Genomic DNA, 18220 nt, shown 5'->3' with positions numbered 1-18220 from the left:
GTCCTATTAATACATTGGCGTTAATTGCAAAGGCGGTTCCTGTAGAACCTTTACCTGCTCGGTAAATGTGGATATCTGGTTGCGCCAGTAATCCTCCCCGGTAAGCCACGGGAAATTACGGGGAAATGCGGGGTCATCCCAACGTCTGATTAGCCATGCGAGATAATAAACAAAACGCATCGCGCGTAAAGGTTCAATCAGTGCAATTTCGTCTGAATTAAAGGGGCTAAACTCTTCATACGCTTCAATGATAGTTTCAAGCTGCATGCGTTGCTCGGCTTTATCACCATTGAGCAGCATCCACAGATCCTGAACGGCCGGCCCCATGCGGGCATCATCCAGATCGACAAACAAGGGGCCATCGCGCCATAAAATATTACCCGCGTGACAATCGCCGTGCAGGCGTAGCGTGGAAATATCGTCGCGCCAGCAGGCCTTTACCGCACTGATAAGCTTGTCAGTCGCATTGAGGAAATTAACCTTTAACCCTTTCGGGATAAGCGTCGACGTTTCGAATATCTGTCGTGGTTCGGTGAGGTATTCCTGAATACCGATAGTCGGGCGGGCAATAAAGCTTTTTTTACGTCCCGTCTGGTGAATGCGCCCCAGATAGCGAGCAACCCATTCCATCTGATCGATATTATCGGCTTCAAACTGGCGGCCGCCCAGACTTGGAAATACGGCGTAGAAAAAACCTTCGTGCGTAAGCAACGTTTGGTTATTAAATTTCAGGGGCGCAGCAACGGGCACATCGTCATCCAGCAAATCATGGGCAAACTGATGTTCTTCCTGAATTTGTTCTGCTGTCCAGCGCTCAGGGCGATAGAATTTTACAACAAAACGCTGACGCTCCTCGTCCTGAAACTGATAGACGCGGTTTTCGTAGCTATTTAACGGTGTTAGTCCGGAGTCCACCCGAATACCCTGCTCGAACAGAGCGTCCATGATGGTATCCGGGTGTAATGTCTGGAAAGTGAAAGCCTGGTCGTTCATCCGATCATCCGGAAATTATACGAATGATTCAGGATATCATTTTGTGGCGATATCGGTGGCTCCGCTTACAAGCTTTTACTCTTTAATTACGCCACGCGCCCGCAGCAACGCGGTTTTGAAATCTTCCTCATAATCTTTCTGAATACCCGGAATGACGGCATCTTTGGCAGAATCGCGCATTTTCAGGTGATAGATCAGAATGTCGTCAGAAAGGTCTGCCAGTTCACCGTCAAAACCTGACTCTTTCGCCAGTTTCTGTAAAAATTGCACCAGATTCAGCTCTGGCTCTTTTTGCCAGGCGGGCTGGAGGAGTTCAATAACTTCATTCAGACGTTTACATTTCATGGTAGTGCTCCTTTCATTTAGAGAGACACGTTAGCAGGGTCAATCCCACAATAAAAGAGGCGATATTCGTGAATCAGCACCGGGAAATCATCGGCGTCGTGTTGGCAGGTGGAAGAGCAACGCGTATGGGCGGAAAAGATAAGGGTCTGCAGATATTGAACGGTAAGCCGTTATGGCAGCATGTCGCTGATAAACTTGCAGATCAGGTATCGGAAATGGCCATCAGCGCCAATCGTCACATTCACGTTTATCAGCAAAGCGGGTATCCCGTTTATCACGACAGTCTTGCTGATTTTCCAGGTCCACTGGCTGGAATGCTCTCGGTCATGCAGCAGTCCCAGGGAGAGTGGTTTCTCTTTTGTTCATGCGATACGCCGTTTATTCCATCGTGTCTGGTAGGACGTCTGATAGAGCAGCGTGGTGATGCGCCTGCCGTCTGGGTGCATGACGGCGAACGCGACCATCCGACGATTGCTTTAGTGCATAACTCGTTAATACAGGGTTTACAAGACTATCTTACATCCGGCGAACGGCGCGTGATGGTATTTATGCGCCGGTCTGGCGGTCATTCCGTAGATTTTAGCGATCTAAAATCAGCATTTTTGAATGTGAATACCACTGAAGATTTGCAAATGATGCAGGAGAAACAATGACGCTCGTTTTAGCGATTTCCGCCTGGAGCGGCACTGGTAAGACAACGCTTCTCAAAAAACTGATACCCGCACTTTGCGTCAGAGGCCTACGTCCTGGGTTGATAAAGCACACTCATCATAATATGGATGTCGATAAGCCGGGTAAGGACAGCTTTGAGCTTCGTAAGGCGGGCGCTGCTCAAACGATGGTAGCGAGCAGCCAGCGCTGGGCATTAATGACCGAGACACCGGACGAGATGCCTTTAGATCTTAATTATTTGGTTAGCAGGATGGATCATTCCACGCTGGATCTGGTGCTGGTTGAGGGGTTTAAGCATGAGACCGTGCCTAAGATCCTGCTATTCAGAAGCGATGCAGGGCATGACGCTCGCGAGTTAACGCTTGATGAGCATGTGATTGCAGTGGCCAGCGATGTCGTGTTGCCGCTTGAAGTTCCAATGCTGGATTTGAATGATGTGGATGAGATTGCGGAGTTTATTGTGAAGTGGCGTGCGATCTGACTTGCAGGACGGCAGTGCCGGCTTATACGCTCTACAAAGCCTGGAGGTTCAAAAACGCAAAAAGGCCATCCTTCCGGATGGCCTCTTCACTTGTTTGATGCCTGGCAGTTCCCTACTCTCACATGGGGAGACCCCACACTACCATCGGCGCTACGGCGTTTCACTTCTGAGTTCGGCATGGGGTCAGGTGGGACCACCGCGCTAAAGCCGCCAGGCAAATTCTGTTCATCTGTATCAGGCTGAATTTTGATTGTTCGTCTCTTCGCCAAAACACCTTCGGCGTTGTAAGGTTAAGCCTCACGGTTCATTAGTATCGGTTAGCTCAACGCATCGCTGCGCTTACACACCCGACCTATCAACGTCGTCGTCTTCAACGTTCCTTCAGGACCCTTAAAGGGTCAGGGAGAACTCATCTCGGGGCAAGTTTCGTGCTTAGATGCTTTCAGCACTTATCTCTTCCGCATTTAGCTACCGGGCAGTGCCATTGGCATGACAACCCGAACACCAGTGATGCGTCCACTCCGGTCCTCTCGTACTAGGAGCAGCCCCCCTCAATTCTCCAGCGCCCACGGCAGATAGGGACCGAACTGTCTCACGACGTTCTAAACCCAGCTCGCGTACCACTTTAAATGGCGAACAGCCATACCCTTGGGACCTACTTCAGCCCCAGGATGTGATGAGCCGACATCGAGGTGCCAAACACCGCCGTCGATATGAACTCTTGGGCGGTATCAGCCTGTTATCCCCGGAGTACCTTTTATCCGTTGAGCGATGGCCCTTCCATTCAGAACCACCGGATCACTATGACCTGCTTTCGCACCTGCTCGAGCCGTCACTCTCGCAGTCAAGCTAGCTTATGCCATTGCACTAACCTCCTGATGTCCGACCAGGATTAGCTAACCTTCGTGCTCCTCCGTTACTCTTTGGGAGGAGACCGCCCCAGTCAAACTACCCACCAGACACTGTCCGCAACCCGGATCACGGGTCTACGTTAGAACACCAGCCATTAAAGGGTGGTATTTCAAGGTTGGCTCCACGCAGACTGGCGTCCACGCTTCAAAGCCTCCCACCTATCCTACACATCAAGGACCAGTGTTCAGTGTCAAGCTATAGTAAAGGTTCACGGGGTCTTTCCGTCTTGCCGCGGGTACACTGCATCTTCACAGCGAGTTCAATTTCACTGAGTCTCGGGTGGAGACAGCCTGGCCATCATTACGCCATTCGTGCAGGTCGGAACTTACCCGACAAGGAATTTCGCTACCTTAGGACCGTTATAGTTACGGCCGCCGTTTACCGGGGCTTCGATCAAGAGCTTCGCGTTGCCGCTAACCCCATCAATTAACCTTCCGGCACCGGGCAGGCGTCACACCGTATACGTCCACTTTCGTGTTTGCACAGTGCTGTGTTTTTAATAAACAGTTGCAGCCAGCTGGTATCTTCGACTGATTTCAGCTCCACCCGCAGGGGCTTCACCTACATATCAGCGTGCCTTCTCCCGAAGTTACGGCACCATTTTGCCTAGTTCCTTCACCCGAGTTCTCTCAAGCGCCTTGGTATTCTCTACCTGACCACCTGTGTCGGTTTGGGGTACGATTTCGTGTTACCTGATGCTTAGAGGCTTTTCCTGGAAGCAGGGCATTTATCACTTCAGCACCGTAGTGCCTCGTCGTCACACCTCAGCGTTAATAAGGTACCGGATTTACCTGGAACCTCCGCCTACATGCTTAAACCGGGACAACCGTCGCCCGGCTGACATAGCCTTCTCCGTCCCCCCTTCGCAGTAACACCAAGTACAGGAATATTAACCTGTTTCCCATCGACTACGCCTTTCGGCCTCGCCTTAGGGGTCGACTCACCCTGCCCCGATTAACGTTGGACAGGAACCCTTGGTCTTCCGGCGAGCGGGCTTTTCACCCGCTTTATCGTTACTTATGTCAGCATTCGCACTTCTGATACCTCCAGCAACCCTCACAGGCCACCTTCAACGGCTTACAGAACGCTCCCCTACCCAACAACACCTGAGTGTCGCTGCCGCAGCTTCGGTGCATGGTTTAGCCCCGTTACATCTTCCGCGCAGGCCGACTCGACCAGTGAGCTATTACGCTTTCTTTAAATGATGGCTGCTTCTAAGCCAACATCCTGGCTGTCTGTGCCTTCCCACATCGTTTCCCACTTAACCATGACTTTGGGACCTTAGCTGGCGGTCTGGGTTGTTTCCCTCTTCACGACGGACGTTAGCACCCGCCGTGTGTCTCCCGTGATAACATTCTTCGGTATTCGTAGTTTGCATCGGGTTGGTAAGCCGGGATGGCCCCCTAGCCGAAACAGTGCTCTACCCCCGAAGATGAGTTCACGAGGCGCTACCTAAATAGCTTTCGGGGAGAACCAGCTATCTCCCGGTTTGATTGGCCTTTCACCCCCAGCCACAGGTCATCCGCTAATTTTTCAACATTAGTCGGTTCGGTCCTCCAGTTAGTGTTACCCAACCTTCAACCTGCCCATGGCTAGATCACCGGGTTTCGGGTCTATACCCTGCAACTTAACGCCCAGTTAAGACTCGGTTTCCCTTCGGCTCCCCTATACGGTTAACCTTGCTACAGAATATAAGTCGCTGACCCATTATACAAAAGGTACGCAGTCACACCACGAAGGTGCTCCCACTGCTTGTACGTACACGGTTTCAGGTTCTTTTTCACTCCCCTCGCCGGGGTTCTTTTCGCCTTTCCCTCACGGTACTGGTTCACTATCGGTCAGTCAGGAGTATTTAGCCTTGGAGGATGGTCCCCCCATATTCAGACAGGATACCACGTGTCCCGCCCTACTCTTCGAGTTCACAGCATGTGCATTTTCGTGTACGGGACTGTCACCCTGTACCGTGCGACTTTCCAGACGCTTCCACTAACACACAAGCTGATTCAGACTCTGGGCTGCTCCCCGTTCGCTCGCCGCTACTGGGGGAATCTCGGTTGATTTCTTTTCCTCGGGGTACTTAGATGTTTCAGTTCCCCCGGTTCGCCTCGTTAACCTATGTATTCAGTTAACGATAGTGTGACGAATCACACTGGGTTTCCCCATTCGGACATCGCCGGGTCAAGGGTTCATATCACCTCGCCGGCGCTTTTCGCAGATTAGCACGTCCTTCATCGCCTCTGACTGCCAGGGCATCCACCGTGTACGCTTAGTCGCTTAACCTCACAACCCGAAGATGTTTCTTTCGATTCATCATCGTGATTGCGAAAATTTGAGAGACTCGAACACACATAACATGTGTGTCGTTTCAATTTTCAGCTTGATCCAGATTTTTAAAGAGCAAATATCTCAAACGTCACCCGAAGATGAGTTTTGAGATACGGGGGTCGGTGACTTTCACTCACAAACCAGCAAGTGGCGTCCCCTAGGGGATTCGAACCCCTGTTACCGCCGTGAAAGGGCGGTGTCCTGGGCCTCTAGACGAAGGGGACGTAAAGTCTCAATCGCAAGACGCCTTGCTGTTTACTTTTCATCAGACAATCTGTGTGAGCACTACAAAGGCAGGTTCTTTAAGGTAAGGAGGTGATCCAACCGCAGGTTCCCCTACGGTTACCTTGTTACGACTTCACCCCAGTCATGAATCACAAAGTGGTAAGCGCCCTCCCGAAGGTTAAGCTACCTACTTCTTTTGCAACCCACTCCCATGGTGTGACGGGCGGTGTGTACAAGGCCCGGGAACGTATTCACCGTAGCATTCTGATCCACGATTACTAGCGATTCCGACTTCATGGAGTCGAGTTGCAGACTCCAATCCGGACTACGACGTACTTTATGAGGTCCGCTTGCTCTCGCGAGGTCGCTTCTCTTTGTATACGCCATTGTAGCACGTGTGTAGCCCTACTCGTAAGGGCCATGATGACTTGACGTCATCCCCACCTTCCTCCAGTTTATCACTGGCAGTCTCCTTTGAGTTCCCGGCCTAACCGCTGGCAACAAAGGATAAGGGTTGCGCTCGTTGCGGGACTTAACCCAACATTTCACAACACGAGCTGACGACAGCCATGCAGCACCTGTCTCAGAGTTCCCGAAGGCACCAAAGCATCTCTGCTAAGTTCTCTGGATGTCAAGAGTAGGTAAGGTTCTTCGCGTTGCATCGAATTAAACCACATGCTCCACCGCTTGTGCGGGCCCCCGTCAATTCATTTGAGTTTTAACCTTGCGGCCGTACTCCCCAGGCGGTCTATTTAACGCGTTAGCTCCGGAAGCCACGCCTCAAGGGCACAACCTCCAAATAGACATCGTTTACGGCGTGGACTACCAGGGTATCTAATCCTGTTTGCTCCCCACGCTTTCGCACCTGAGCGTCAGTCTTCGTCCAGGGGGCCGCCTTCGCCACCGGTATTCCTCCAGATCTCTACGCATTTCACCGCTACACCTGGAATTCTACCCCCCTCTACGAGACTCAAGCCTGCCAGTTTCGAATGCAGTTCCCAGGTTGAGCCCGGGGATTTCACATCCGACTTGACAGACCGCCTGCGTGCGCTTTACGCCCAGTAATTCCGATTAACGCTTGCACCCTCCGTATTACCGCGGCTGCTGGCACGGAGTTAGCCGGTGCTTCTTCTGCGGGTAACGTCAATCGACAAGGTTATTAACCTTATCGCCTTCCTCCCCGCTGAAAGTACTTTACAACCCGAAGGCCTTCTTCATACACGCGGCATGGCTGCATCAGGCTTGCGCCCATTGTGCAATATTCCCCACTGCTGCCTCCCGTAGGAGTCTGGACCGTGTCTCAGTTCCAGTGTGGCTGGTCATCCTCTCAGACCAGCTAGGGATCGTCGCCTAGGTGAGCCGTTACCCCACCTACTAGCTAATCCCATCTGGGCACATCCGATGGCAAGAGGCCCGAAGGTCCCCCTCTTTGGTCTTGCGACGTTATGCGGTATTAGCTACCGTTTCCAGTAGTTATCCCCCTCCATCGGGCAGTTTCCCAGACATTACTCACCCGTCCGCCGCTCGCCGGCAAAGTAGCAAGCTACTTCCCGCTGCCGCTCGACTTGCATGTGTTAGGCCTGCCGCCAGCGTTCAATCTGAGCCATGATCAAACTCTTCAATTTAAGTTTGATGCTCGTGAATTAAACTTCGTAATGAATTACGTGTTCACTCAGAGACTTGGTATTCATTTTTCGTCCGAGGACGTTAAGAATCCATGTCACTTTGAGTGCCCACACAGATTGTCTGATAAATTGTTAAAGAGCAGTGCAACGCGGCTTTCGCTCACCGTTGCGAGGTCCCGTATAATACGTTTTCCTCATTCAGAGTCAAGCGCTTATTTTCGCTTTTCTCCGCTAACCCGGCGGCCTGTAAGCCGTTGTTCCGTGTCAGTGGAGGCGCATTATAGGGAGTTATTCTGAAGTGACAAGCGTAAATTCAAAAAAAATTTCTGACCGTGTTTTTTTTCACCAGCAGCAGTGAAATCCAGCTACAAATTGTTCTATTTGATGTCTCTGCAACCATAAACACGCTTCAGATGGCATACTTATCCGCATGAATAATTAAGGAAGAAGAAAGATGCCCTTAAGTGCACAACAGCTGGCCGCACAAAAAAACCTGTCCTATGTGCTGGCGGAGAAGCTGGCTCAGCTGATCTTAGCGGGTAAATATCTCCCGGGAAGTATCCTGCCGGGTGAGATGGAGCTGGGTGAGCAATTTGGGGTAAGCCGTACAGCCGTTCGTGAAGCAGTGAAAACGTTAACGGCAAAAGGAATGGTGCTGCCGCGTCCGCGGATTGGCACGCGCGTAATGCCTCAGAGCAACTGGAACTTCCTCGATCAGGAGCTGCTCTCATGGTGGATGACCGAAGATAACTTCCATCAGGTTGTGAATCACTTCCTGGTCATGCGCAGCAGCCTCGAACCTCAGGCTTGCCTGCTCGCCGCTACGCTTGGCACAGCGGAGCAAAAAGCCCAGCTAAATACCTTAATGGAAGAGATGGTGTGCCTAAAAAAACAGTTCAACCGCGAACGCTGGATTGAAATGGATATGGCCTGGCATGAACATATATATATGATGAGTGCAAATCCGTTCCTGACCTCTTTTGCGTCATTGTTCCATTCGGTCTACCACACCTACTTCACCTCCATTACGCACGATGAGGTGGTGAAGCTGGATCTGCATCAGGCCATCGTCGATGCTATCCAGGAAAGCGACGGTCAGCGGGCGCTGATCGCGTGTCAGGCCCTACTGGCCGCACCAAACCACCAGCAGGTATATAAATGACAGAGAAAAAAGCGCGCAGCATGGCCGGATTGCCGTGGATAGCAGCCATGGCGTTTTTTATGCAGGCACTGGATGCCACTATTCTTAACACAGCCTTACCCGCAATAGCCCAAAGCCTCGGTCGTTCCCCGCTGGCGATGCAGTCAGCCATCATTAGCTATACGCTGACGGTCGCGATGTTAATCCCCGTAAGCGGCTGGCTGGCCGACCGCTTCGGCACCCGTAGAGTCTTTATGCTGGCGGTCACGCTGTTCACGCTCGGTTCGCTGGCCTGCGCGCTGTCAACGTCCCTTACCGAACTGGTTATATTTCGCATATTGCAGGGCATCGGCGGCGCGATGATGATGCCCGTAGCGAGGCTGGCATTGTTGAGAGCCTACCCGCGCAGCGAACTGCTGCCGGTTCTCAACTTCGTGACCATGCCAGGACTGGTGGGGCCAATACTGGGCCCGGTACTCGGCGGAGTATTCGTCACATGGGCAAGCTGGCACTGGATATTCCTGATAAACATCCCGATTGGCGTAGCAGGGTTACTGTATGCGCGTAAGTATATGCCGAACTTCACTACCCCAAGACGCAGCTTCGATATGGGCGGTTTTTTCCTGTTTGGCCTGAGCCTGGTGCTCTTCTCCAGCGGGATGGAGCTGTTTGGAGAGAAGATCGTCGCAACGTGGATAGCGCTAGCGATCATTCTCAGCGGCATCCTGCTGTTCCTTCTTTATATACGTCACGCCCGTCGTCATCCAACGCCGCTTATCTCTTTGTCACTCTTTAATACCCGCACCTTCTCGGTTGGCGTGGCCGGAAATATAGCCTCACGCCTGGGTACAGGGTGCGTGCCGTTCCTGATGCCGCTGATGCTGCAGGTGGGTTTTGGCTACCCGGCACTGATTGCGGGATGCATGATGGCGCCCACCGCGATGGGCTCAATTCTGGCGAAATCAACCGTCACCCAGGTGCTGCGCTGGTTTGGCTATCGTAAGACGCTGGTTGGCGTGACCGTGTTTATCGGTTTGATGATCGCGCAATTCTCACTGCAATCCGCCGCGCTGCCGATCTGGATGCTGATCCTGCCGCTGTTTGTGCTGGGGATGGCTATGTCGACGCAATTCACGGCCATGAACACCATCACCCTGGCGGACCTGACCGATGATAACGCCAGCAGTGGCAACAGCGTGCTGGCCGTCACGCAGCAGCTGTCGATAAGCCTGGGGGTTGCCGTGAGCGCGGCGGTGCTGCGCTTTTACGAAGGTTTCGACAGCGCAAATACCGTCGAGCAGTTCCACTACACCTTTATTTCGATGGGCGCACTGACCGTTGTCTCGGCATTTGTCTTCATGCTCTTAAAGCCGAAGGACGGCAGAAATCTGATTAAAGAGCGTCATAAAGCAAAGGCTAAGCAGAACCCCGTTCAATCAGAACAGGAGTAAGCTGCAGACGCTGCTGCTGCAGCGAGGGCTGTGCCATACGGTGGATCAACACGTCGATGGCCAGTTCCCCAAGTTCATCTTTGGGCTGATGAATGGTCGTGAGCGGCGGCGTCATGTAGCGCGCCAGCTCAATGTCATCGTAGCCAATAACCGCCATATCGTCCGGAACGCGTAAACCCGCCTGGTACAGCGCCTGATAGGCGCCAAACGCCATCGCATCATTACCAATAAACACCGCCTGCGGGCGCTGTTCCTGGGCTATTAGTTTCTGCATTGCCTCAAAGCCACCGTTAAATTCAAAATCAGCGTTGACGCGATACCCATCGGGAATCGTCAGCGCGGCGCGTGCCATGGCGCGAAGATATCCCTCCAGGCGCAAGCGCGCGGGCGTTTTATCCAGCGGGCCGGTAATACAGGCGATGCGGGTATGGCCTTTGTCGATCAGGTACTGGGTTGCCATATCGCCTCCCAGCAGCGAGTTATCCTGAATCAGGTCGCTGGTGCCGTCGAACGGCGCCCAGTCCATCATCACGGTAGGAATTGAAGGGTAGCGCTGGATAATGTCTTTCGACGGCTGATGCGTTTCGGTACACAGCAGCAGCAGCCCGTCGACGCGCTTTTGCATCAGCGTTTCGAGGTTGCGGTTCATGCGCTGCTCGTCGCCTTCGGTATTGCACAGCACCAGGCTGTAGCCGCGCTCAAAACAGCTGCGTTCTACGCCGCGCACAAGTTCTGAATAAAACGGATTGGTACTGGCGGTGATCAGCATGCCGATGGTGCGCGTCTGGTTGAGCTTGAGGCTGCGCGCCAGCGCCGACGGCGCATAGTTGAGAGTTTTGATAGCCGCGTCGACTTTTTCCCTAATCGCCTCGCTAACAAAGCGATCGTTATTGATGACGTGGGAGACCGTAGACGTAGAAACGCCCGCCATGCGGGCGACATCTTTCATTGTGGCCAAGCGTTACCCCTGCTGATTTAAAAATTCATCAATCTCTTTACGCCACGGCACGGAAGGCTGAGCGCCTTTGCGCGTCACCGCGATAGCCGCTGCTGCATGCGCAAATCGAATCGCATCGTCCAGGACTTCGCCTTCCAGCAGCGCCGTCACCAGCGCACCGTTAAAGGTATCTCCCGCCGCGATGGTATCGATCGCCTTGACCTTAAACCCAGGCACACGACGGCCTTCACCGTTGATGCTGGCCCACACGCCGCGGCTGCCAAGGGTAATAATCACCGTACCGATGCCTTTATCGTGCAGCGCGCGAGCGGCACGCGCGGCGTCATCATCATTTTCCACGCGAACGCCGGTCAGCTTTTCCGCTTCGGTTTCGTTCGGGGTAATGATGTCCACCAGCGCCAGCAGCTCGTCTGATAATACACGTGCAGGAGCAGGGTTAAGTACCACAGACGTATGATTTTCATGCGCAATTTTGGCCGCAGCCAGTACGCTTTCTACCGGCGATTCCAGCTGCATCAGCAGCGCTTTTGCGCTGGCAATGATTTCACGCTGCGCGTCGACGCGCTCAGTCGTCAGCGCCGCGTTAGCGCCCGCATGAATACCGATAACATTCTCACCTTCGGCGTTGACGAAAATCAGCGCCACGCCGGTTGATTCCCCCTTCACTACGCTAACGGGCGAAATATCAATATTGTCGCTGGCCAGCTGCTTACGCACGCGCTCGCCGGTATCGTCATCGCCCGTACAGGCGATAAAGGCAATATCCGCTCCGCTGCGCCCGGCGGCAACCGCCTGATTAGCGCCTTTGCCACCGAACGCCACCTGGTACTGATTGCCGGTGACGGTTTCGCCCGGCGTCGGGAAAGACTCAAGGTTAAGAATGTGATCGGCATTGATACTGCCAAGGACGACAAGCTTGCCTGCGGTTTTCATGATTGGGGGTGTCCATCTGAGAGCGCCACCGGTGTTACCCGGTGGCGTATGCCACACTTTTCTTTTATTGGATGTCCCTCAGGCAGCCAGCGACTGCCTGAATCGCCTGTTACTGCTTGATGACCAGCTTCAGGTCAACAGGGTATTTCGCCTGAACTTTTTCGCCCTTCAGCACTTTGTCGGCAGTCTCAACGCCGGTGGCGCCGATCTGCTCAGGCAGCTGAGCGATGGTCGCAGCCAGTTTGCCATCATTTACCGCTTTTTCACCATCCGGCGTGCCGTCAAATCCGACAACCATCACATCTGATTTACCTGCGGTCTGCAGAGCACGCAGCGCGCCCAGAGCCATTTCATCGTTCTGAGCGAACACGGCCTGCACGTCAGGATGCGCGGTGAGCAGGTTCTGCATAACGTTCAGACCCTTAGTGCGGTCAAAGTCAGCGGGCTGGCTCGCCAGCACGTTAAATTTGTGCGCAGCAACCGCCTGCTGGAAGCCTTCACCGCGTTCACGGGCGGCGGACGTTCCCGCAATGCCCTGCAGTTCAATCACTTTCGCGCCTTCACCAGCTTTCTTGGCAATGTAATCACCGGCAATTTTACCGCCCAGCACGTTATCAGACGCGATGTGGCTAACGACTTCACCTTTAGACGCCTGACGGTCCAGCGTGATCACCGGGATCTTCGCCTGGTTTGCCATCTTAACGGCGTTGCCTACGGCGTCAGAATCGGTTGGGTTGATCAGCAGGATTTTAGTGCCGCGAACGGTCAGGTCCTGAACGTTTGCCAGCTCTTTAGCCGGGTTATTCTGTGAATCCAGCACCACCAGGTTGTAGCCCAGCTTGTCTGCTTCTTTCTGCGCGCCGTCCTTCAGGGAGACGAAGAACGGGTTGTTCAGCGTGGAGACAACCAGCGCGATGGTATCTTTCGCCATGGCGTTAGCACTTACGGTTGCGCTCAGCGCGACTGCAGAAACCAGGGTAGCCAGTTTTTTCATGTTCATATCTAAGATGTCCTGTAGTGTCGTCAGTTACTGTTTTTTGTTGTCTACCAGTACCGCCAGCAAAATCACCACTGCCTTAACGATCATCTGGTAATAGGAGGAAACACCTAATAAATTCAAACCATTATTCAGGAAACCAAGGATCAATGCGCCGATCAACGTCCCAACAATGCGACCTTTACCGCCCGCCAGGCTTGTCCCACCCAGCACAACCGCCGCAATAGCATCCAGCTCATAACCCGTACCCGCCGTCGGCTGCGCGGAGGAGAGGCGTGCCACTTCGATGATGCCCGCCAGCGAGGCCAGAAGGCCGCACAGAGAGTAGACGATGATCTTGACTTTATTAACGCTAATGCCGGAGAGGCGCGTTGCCGCTTCGTTACCGCCCAGCGCGTAGATATACCGTCCCAGACGGGTGTGGTGCAGCATGTACCATGCCGCCAGGAAAACGATACCCATGATCCACACCGGCGTTGGGACACCCAAAGGACGGCCAATACCGAACCAGCCGAACAGATCTGCGTTATCCGTAAAGCCGGTGTTCACCGGACTGCCGTTGGTGTAAACCATGGTTACACCGCGCAGGAGCAGCATCATAACCAGCGTTGCGATAAACGCCTGCACGCGGCCTTTTGCGACAATCACGCCGGTAACGGCACCGATAGCCGCGCCGGCGGCCAGCGCCGCGGCAACCGCCACCAGCGCGTTAACTTCAATCCCGACAATTGATGCTGCAATCGCACCGGTAAGCGCCAGTAGGGAACCGACGGACAGATCGATACCCGAGGTCAAAATCACCAGCGTCATCCCCACCGCCATGATGGCGTTTACGGAAGTTTGCTGAAGAATGTTGAACAGGTTATTAACGGTAAAAAAGTTCGGGCTCATGGTCGATACAATCGCGATCAGCACCAGCAGGGCGATCAGCGATTTTTGTTCCATCAGCCATGCTTTGGTGAAATAACGGCGACCAGCAACAGCCTGGGTAGTCATCTTCTTACTCCTGATTCACGCGATTAAGCTTGCCCACAGCGGCAGCCATCAGAACTTCCTGGGTGGCCTGCTCGCGAGTAAATTCACCGCCGAGATGCCCTTCATGCATAACGATAATGCGATCGCTCATGCCTAATACTTCTGGCATCTCGGAAGAGACCAGAATAATGCTCAGGCCGTCGGCCTTGAACTGGTTAATGAGCTGGTAGATTTCTTTCTTCGCGCCCACGTCCACGCCGCGGGTTGGCTCGTCGAGGATCAGCACCTTCGGGCGCGTCATCAGCCCGCGCGCAATCGCCACTTTCTGCTGGTTGCCGCCGGACAGCAGGCCGATCGCCTGTTCCATGGAAGGCGTTTTCACGTTAAAGAGGCGGATAAAATCACTGACCGCCTGCTGCTCGTCTTTGTGCTTCAGGCTACCGCCGCTGCGGCTGAAATAGCGCAGCGCCGTAAGCGACATATTCTCTTTCACGGACATGCCGAGCACCAGACCGTCGCGCTTGCGGTCCTCGGAGATATAGACGATGCCGTTCGCCAGGCCATCCTGCGGCGAACGCGTCACTACCTCGCGGCCGTCAAGCGTAACGTATCCGCTGGTGCGCGGCAGCGCGCCGTATAGCACCTTCATTAGCTCGGTACGGCCCGCGCCCATCAGGCCCGCCACGCCGAGGATCTCGCCCTGGCGCAGGGTAAAGGACACGTCGTTCACGCCCGGCCCGCAGAGGTTATCTACCTTCAGGCGGATCTCGCCAGGCTGCTTGTCCAGATGTGGATACTGATCTTCGAGCTTACGCCCCACCATCATTTCAATCAGCGAATCTTCGGTGAGCGTCGCCACTTCACGTTCGGCGATGAACTGGCCGTCGCGGAATACGGTCACGTCATCGCAGATCTCGAAGATCTCTTTCATGCGGTGAGAGATATAGACAATCCCGCGCCCCTGCGATTTAAGCTCGCGAATGACGCGGAACAGGGATTCGGTTTCGGTATCGGTCAGGGCGTCGGTCGGTTCATCCATGATGATGACCTTCGACTCAAAGCTCAGCACCTTCGCGATTTCCACCATCTGCTGATCGCCGATGGAGAGATCGCCGACCAGGCGGTCGCTCTTAAAGCGCAGGTTCAGCTTCGCCAGTAGCTTGTCCGCCTCGGCGTACATCGTTTTCCAGTCGATTTTGCCGAACCGGTTAACAAATTCACGGCCAAGGAAAATGTTCTCAGCAATCGTGAGCTGCGGAATGAGGTTCAGCTCCTGGTGGATAATGCCGATGCCCGCTTCCTGCGAAGATTTCGGGCCGTTGAAGGTAGTCTCTTTACCCAGCCACAACAGCGAACCGGCATCGCGCTGGTAGATACCGGTCAACACTTTCATCATGGTGGATTTGCCCGCGCCGTTCTCGCCCACCAGCGCCATGACGCGCCCGGGGTAAACGTTCAGCGCCGCGCCGGAGAGGGCTTTTACGCCCGGGAACGACTTATCGATCCCTTTAAGCTGCAATAATGCGTCCATGATGGCCTCAGAAGGTGACGCCAGCACAGAGAATGACGTTCGCATACGGGGAGCATTCCCCGCTGCGAATCACCGCCTGACTGTCTGCGGTTTGTTTTTTGAAGTCTTCGTGCGTGGTGTAACGAATTTCAATGGTGTTTCCCTGGTGTTGTTGCAGTTGCTTGATGCGGCCAAGCAACGTTTCGTGGAGCTGCGGATTATGTTGTTTGATTTCCGCCGCGAGAATAGCCGTCTCAACCTGCATCTCCGCGGTCACCACGTCCAGTACCTGCATAAACGAGGGCACGCCCTGCGTTAACGCCAAATCAATACGGGTTGTGCTGCGCGGAACCGGCAGGCCTGCATCGCAAACTACCAGCGTATCGGTATGCCCAAGGCGGGAAATAACCGATGAGATCTCTGAGTTGAGTACCGTGCCTTTCTTCATTTTATGCTCCACTAGCGAAACGTTTCGCTGTGGTGAGTTTAATCCGAGGCATGGTCAGAAAACCATCATCACGTAACAGAATTGTGATCGACGTCGAAACGTTTCGCTAAGTGAAATGAGCCGGAGGTAAATGCAAAACGGTAACCGTCAGGTTACCGTTTTTTATGTTTGCGCCCTCTCACGTGGGAGAGGGTTGGGGCGAGGTCATCCGCCCACAGAGGACATTAAATCTCGACCTGCGTCCCCAGCTCAATCACGCGGTTAGGCGGGATCTCAAACTGGTCAGGCGCGCGCAGGGCGTTGCGCTGAAGGATAAGGTACAGCTTGCCGCGCAGGCGCAAATACCACGGACGCTTGCCGATGATCAGCGACTCGTGCGACATGAAGAACGAGGTCTCCATCATGCGGCAGCTCAAGCCTTCCAGACCGCAGCGGTGGAAGACCTCCTCCACGTTAGGCGTTTCGCGCCAGCCGTAGCTCGCCACCACGCGCCAGAAGGTCGGCGAGAGCTGCTCAATCTGCACGCGTCGCACGTTGTGAACGTAAGGCGCATCTTCGGTACGCAGCGTCAGCAGGATCACGCGCTCGTGCAGCACTTTGTTGTGCTTGAGGTTATGCATCAGCGCAAACGGGATCACGTTCAGCGCACGAGACATATACACCGCCGTACCCGGTACGCGCACCGGCGGGGATTTCTCCAGCGAGGCAATCATGGCCTCCAGAGAGTTACCGTGCTCATGCATGCGACGCAGCAGGCGGAAGCGTTCGCTTTTCCAGGTGGTCATCACGATAAACATCACCAGGCCAAGCGTCAGCGGCAGCCAGCCGCCGGAGACAATCTTGTCGAGGTTGGCCGAGAACAGCGGCACGTCGATGCACAGGAAGCCCACCAGAATCAGCGCCACGAGGAACTTGTTCCAGTGCCAGTTACGGTACGCCACGGTGGTGGAGAGAATCGAAGTCAGCACCATCGTTCCCGTCACGGCGATGCCGTATGCGGCCGCCAGGTTACTGGAGTGTTCGAAGCTTACAATCACGATCACCACGGCGAAATAAAGCAGCCAGTTAATGAAAGGAATGTAGATCTGGCCGGACTCCATCTCCGAGGTATGGATGATGCGCATCGGAGAGAGGTAGCCCAGACGCACCGCCTGACGGGTCAGCGAGAACACGCCGGAGATGACCGCCTGAGACGCGATAACCGTTGCCAGGGTTGCGAGAACAAGCATGGGGATCAGCGCCCAGTCAGGTGCCAGCAGGAAGAACGGGTTCTTAATGGCTTCCGGATGTTCAAGCAGCAGCGCGCCCTGGCCGAAGTAGTTCAGCACCAGCGACGGGAGCACCACGGTGAACCACGCGACGCGAATCGGCAGTTTGCCAAAGTGCCCCATATCCGCGTACAGAGCTTCCACGCCGGTGATAGAGAGCACCACGGCCCCCAGCGCCACGAAGGAGACCACTTTGTATTCAAGGAAGAAATGAATAGCCCACATCGGGTTCAGCGCATGTAGTACGTCCGGATTGGCAATAATGCTGCGCAGGCCGAGTGCGGCAAGGACAAGGAACCAGGCCAGCATAATCGGCGCAAACAGCTTGCCCACCAGCCCCGTGCCGTGCTTTTGAATTGCGAAAAGCAGCGTTAAAACGATGATAGCAAGCGGGACCACCCACGAATCAAGCTGCGGTGCGACAATCTCCAGCCCCTCAATCGCCGACATGACCGAAATCGCCGGCGTAATGACCACCTCGCCGTAGAAAAAGCTGCCGCCAATCAGGCCAATAATCACCAGCACCGACGTCATTTTGGGGGTAGTGTTGCGCCCGGCAAGGGACATCAGCGTTAAGATACCGCCTTCGCCCGCGTTATCAGCGCGCATGACGAAAGAAAGATATTTCACGGAAACGACAAGGATCAGCAGCCAGAAGATGAGTGACAGGAAGCCAAAGACGGCATCACGTTCAACGCCAAAACCAAACTGACCGGACAGACATTCACGAAGCGTATAAAGCGGGCTGGTGCCGATATCACCATACACAACCCCGATCGCCGCAAGCGTTATTGCGGGTAATGATTGCTTATTATCAGTGCTCATAGACTAGTCTTTTCGTTTGTATAACAAATGTGTGCTTAGTCCCTTGGCCCACAAAAAGCGCACAGTATGCACGATTAATGGCAAAATCGTACCCCTAAATGCAACCGCGTTAATGTAGCGCAAAGAAAATTGCGCC

General features: G+C 54.1%; 13 protein-coding genes, 1 tRNA gene and 3 rRNA genes. 4 read left to right on the top strand and 13 right to left on the bottom strand.

What is annotated here, in order from left to right; genetic code table 11:
- Positions 1-6: 6 nt before the first annotated feature.
- Together V1599_RS02775 and V1599_RS02770 are read right to left on the bottom strand one after the other, a co-directional pair.
- Positions 7-993, bottom strand: coding sequence for a serine/threonine protein kinase (locus V1599_RS02775; RefSeq protein ID WP_297119803.1), 987 nt, complete (start codon positions 991-993; stop codon positions 7-9).
- A gap of 75 nt (positions 994-1068) precedes the next feature.
- Complete coding sequence (locus V1599_RS02770) at positions 1069-1338, bottom strand: YihD family protein (protein WP_112012670.1); 270 nt, start codon at positions 1336-1338, stop codon at positions 1069-1071.
- 68 nt (positions 1339-1406) lie between these two features.
- Between V1599_RS02770 and mobA the strand changes: the two genes are divergently transcribed.
- Both mobA and mobB read left to right on the top strand, forming a co-directional pair.
- Positions 1407-1991 (top strand): molybdenum cofactor guanylyltransferase MobA, encoded by a 585-nt coding sequence (mobA, locus tag V1599_RS02765; RefSeq protein ID WP_112012669.1) that lies wholly within the window; start codon positions 1407-1409, stop codon positions 1989-1991.
- Complete coding sequence (mobB, locus tag V1599_RS02760; RefSeq protein ID WP_395300988.1) at positions 1988-2491, top strand: molybdopterin-guanine dinucleotide biosynthesis protein MobB; 504 nt, start codon at positions 1988-1990, stop codon at positions 2489-2491. The genes mobA and mobB overlap by 4 nt, the downstream gene beginning before the upstream one ends.
- A gap of 99 nt (positions 2492-2590) precedes the next feature.
- On the opposite strand, the gene rrf is transcribed toward mobB, so the two are convergent.
- The 4 genes from rrf to V1599_RS02740 form a co-directional block, all read right to left on the bottom strand.
- A 5S ribosomal RNA gene (gene rrf / locus V1599_RS02755) occupies positions 2591-2706 on the bottom strand.
- 71 nt (positions 2707-2777) lie between these two features.
- Positions 2778-5683 (bottom strand): 23S ribosomal RNA (locus V1599_RS02750).
- Positions 5684-5876: 193 nt separating this feature from the next.
- Positions 5877-5952 (bottom strand) — tRNA-Glu (locus tag V1599_RS02745).
- An 84-nt stretch (positions 5953-6036) separates the two neighbouring features.
- Positions 6037-7578: ribosomal RNA gene (locus V1599_RS02740) — 16S ribosomal RNA — on the bottom strand.
- The 16S, 23S and 5S rRNA genes sit together here with 1 tRNA gene alongside, the layout of an rRNA operon.
- A 454-nt stretch (positions 7579-8032) precedes the next feature.
- Between V1599_RS02740 and V1599_RS02735 the strand changes: the two genes are divergently transcribed.
- Positions 8033-8740: a FadR/GntR family transcriptional regulator gene (locus V1599_RS02735; protein WP_395300987.1), complete on the top strand. Its 708-nt coding sequence runs from the start codon at positions 8033-8035 to the stop codon at positions 8738-8740.
- Complete coding sequence (gene mdtD, locus V1599_RS02730; RefSeq protein ID WP_112012404.1) at positions 8737-10170, top strand: multidrug transporter subunit MdtD; 1434 nt, start codon at positions 8737-8739, stop codon at positions 10168-10170. Before V1599_RS02735 ends, mdtD begins: the two co-directional genes overlap by 4 nt.
- Here the strand turns inward: mdtD and rbsR are convergent.
- From rbsR to kup, 7 genes are all read right to left on the bottom strand, one after another.
- Positions 10136-11128 (bottom strand): ribose operon transcriptional repressor RbsR, encoded by a 993-nt coding sequence (gene rbsR / locus V1599_RS02725; RefSeq protein ID WP_395300986.1) that lies wholly within the window; start codon positions 11126-11128, stop codon positions 10136-10138. The genes mdtD and rbsR overlap by 35 nt on opposite strands.
- 3 nt (positions 11129-11131) lie before the next feature.
- A complete protein-coding gene (rbsK, locus tag V1599_RS02720) occupies positions 11132-12061 on the bottom strand; it encodes a ribokinase (RefSeq protein ID WP_297115392.1) in 930 nt (309 codons plus the stop codon).
- Between the two features lie 109 nt (positions 12062-12170).
- Positions 12171-13061 carry a ribose ABC transporter substrate-binding protein RbsB gene (rbsB, locus tag V1599_RS02715; protein ID WP_023333911.1) on the bottom strand — a complete coding sequence of 297 codons (891 nt, stop codon included), beginning with the start codon at positions 13059-13061 and terminating at the stop codon, positions 12171-12173.
- A gap of 27 nt (positions 13062-13088) precedes the next feature.
- Positions 13089-14054 (bottom strand): ribose ABC transporter permease, encoded by a 966-nt coding sequence (gene rbsC / locus V1599_RS02710; protein ID WP_112012401.1) that lies wholly within the window; start codon positions 14052-14054, stop codon positions 13089-13091.
- A 4-nt stretch (positions 14055-14058) separates the two neighbouring features.
- On the bottom strand, positions 14059-15564 hold the full coding sequence (gene rbsA / locus V1599_RS02705) for a ribose ABC transporter ATP-binding protein RbsA (RefSeq protein WP_112012400.1): 1506 nt from the start codon (positions 15562-15564) through the stop codon (positions 14059-14061).
- Between the two features lie 7 nt (positions 15565-15571).
- Positions 15572-15991 (bottom strand): D-ribose pyranase, encoded by a 420-nt coding sequence (rbsD, locus tag V1599_RS02700; protein ID WP_112012399.1) that lies wholly within the window; start codon positions 15989-15991, stop codon positions 15572-15574.
- 224 nt (positions 15992-16215) lie between these two features.
- The gene (gene kup, locus V1599_RS02695) at positions 16216-18084 is read right to left on the bottom strand and encodes a low affinity potassium transporter Kup (protein WP_112012398.1); all 1869 of its coding nucleotides are present in this window, start codon (positions 18082-18084) and stop codon (positions 16216-16218) included.
- Between the last annotated feature and the right edge of the window lie 136 nt (positions 18085-18220).

This window comes from Enterobacter sp. ECC-175 (assembly GCF_043968675.1).
In the GTDB taxonomy this organism is placed as follows: domain Bacteria; phylum Pseudomonadota; class Gammaproteobacteria; order Enterobacterales; family Enterobacteriaceae; genus Enterobacter.
The sequence above is the reverse complement of the archived record's forward strand: the minus strand, read 5'-3'. Positions and strand labels throughout refer to the sequence as shown.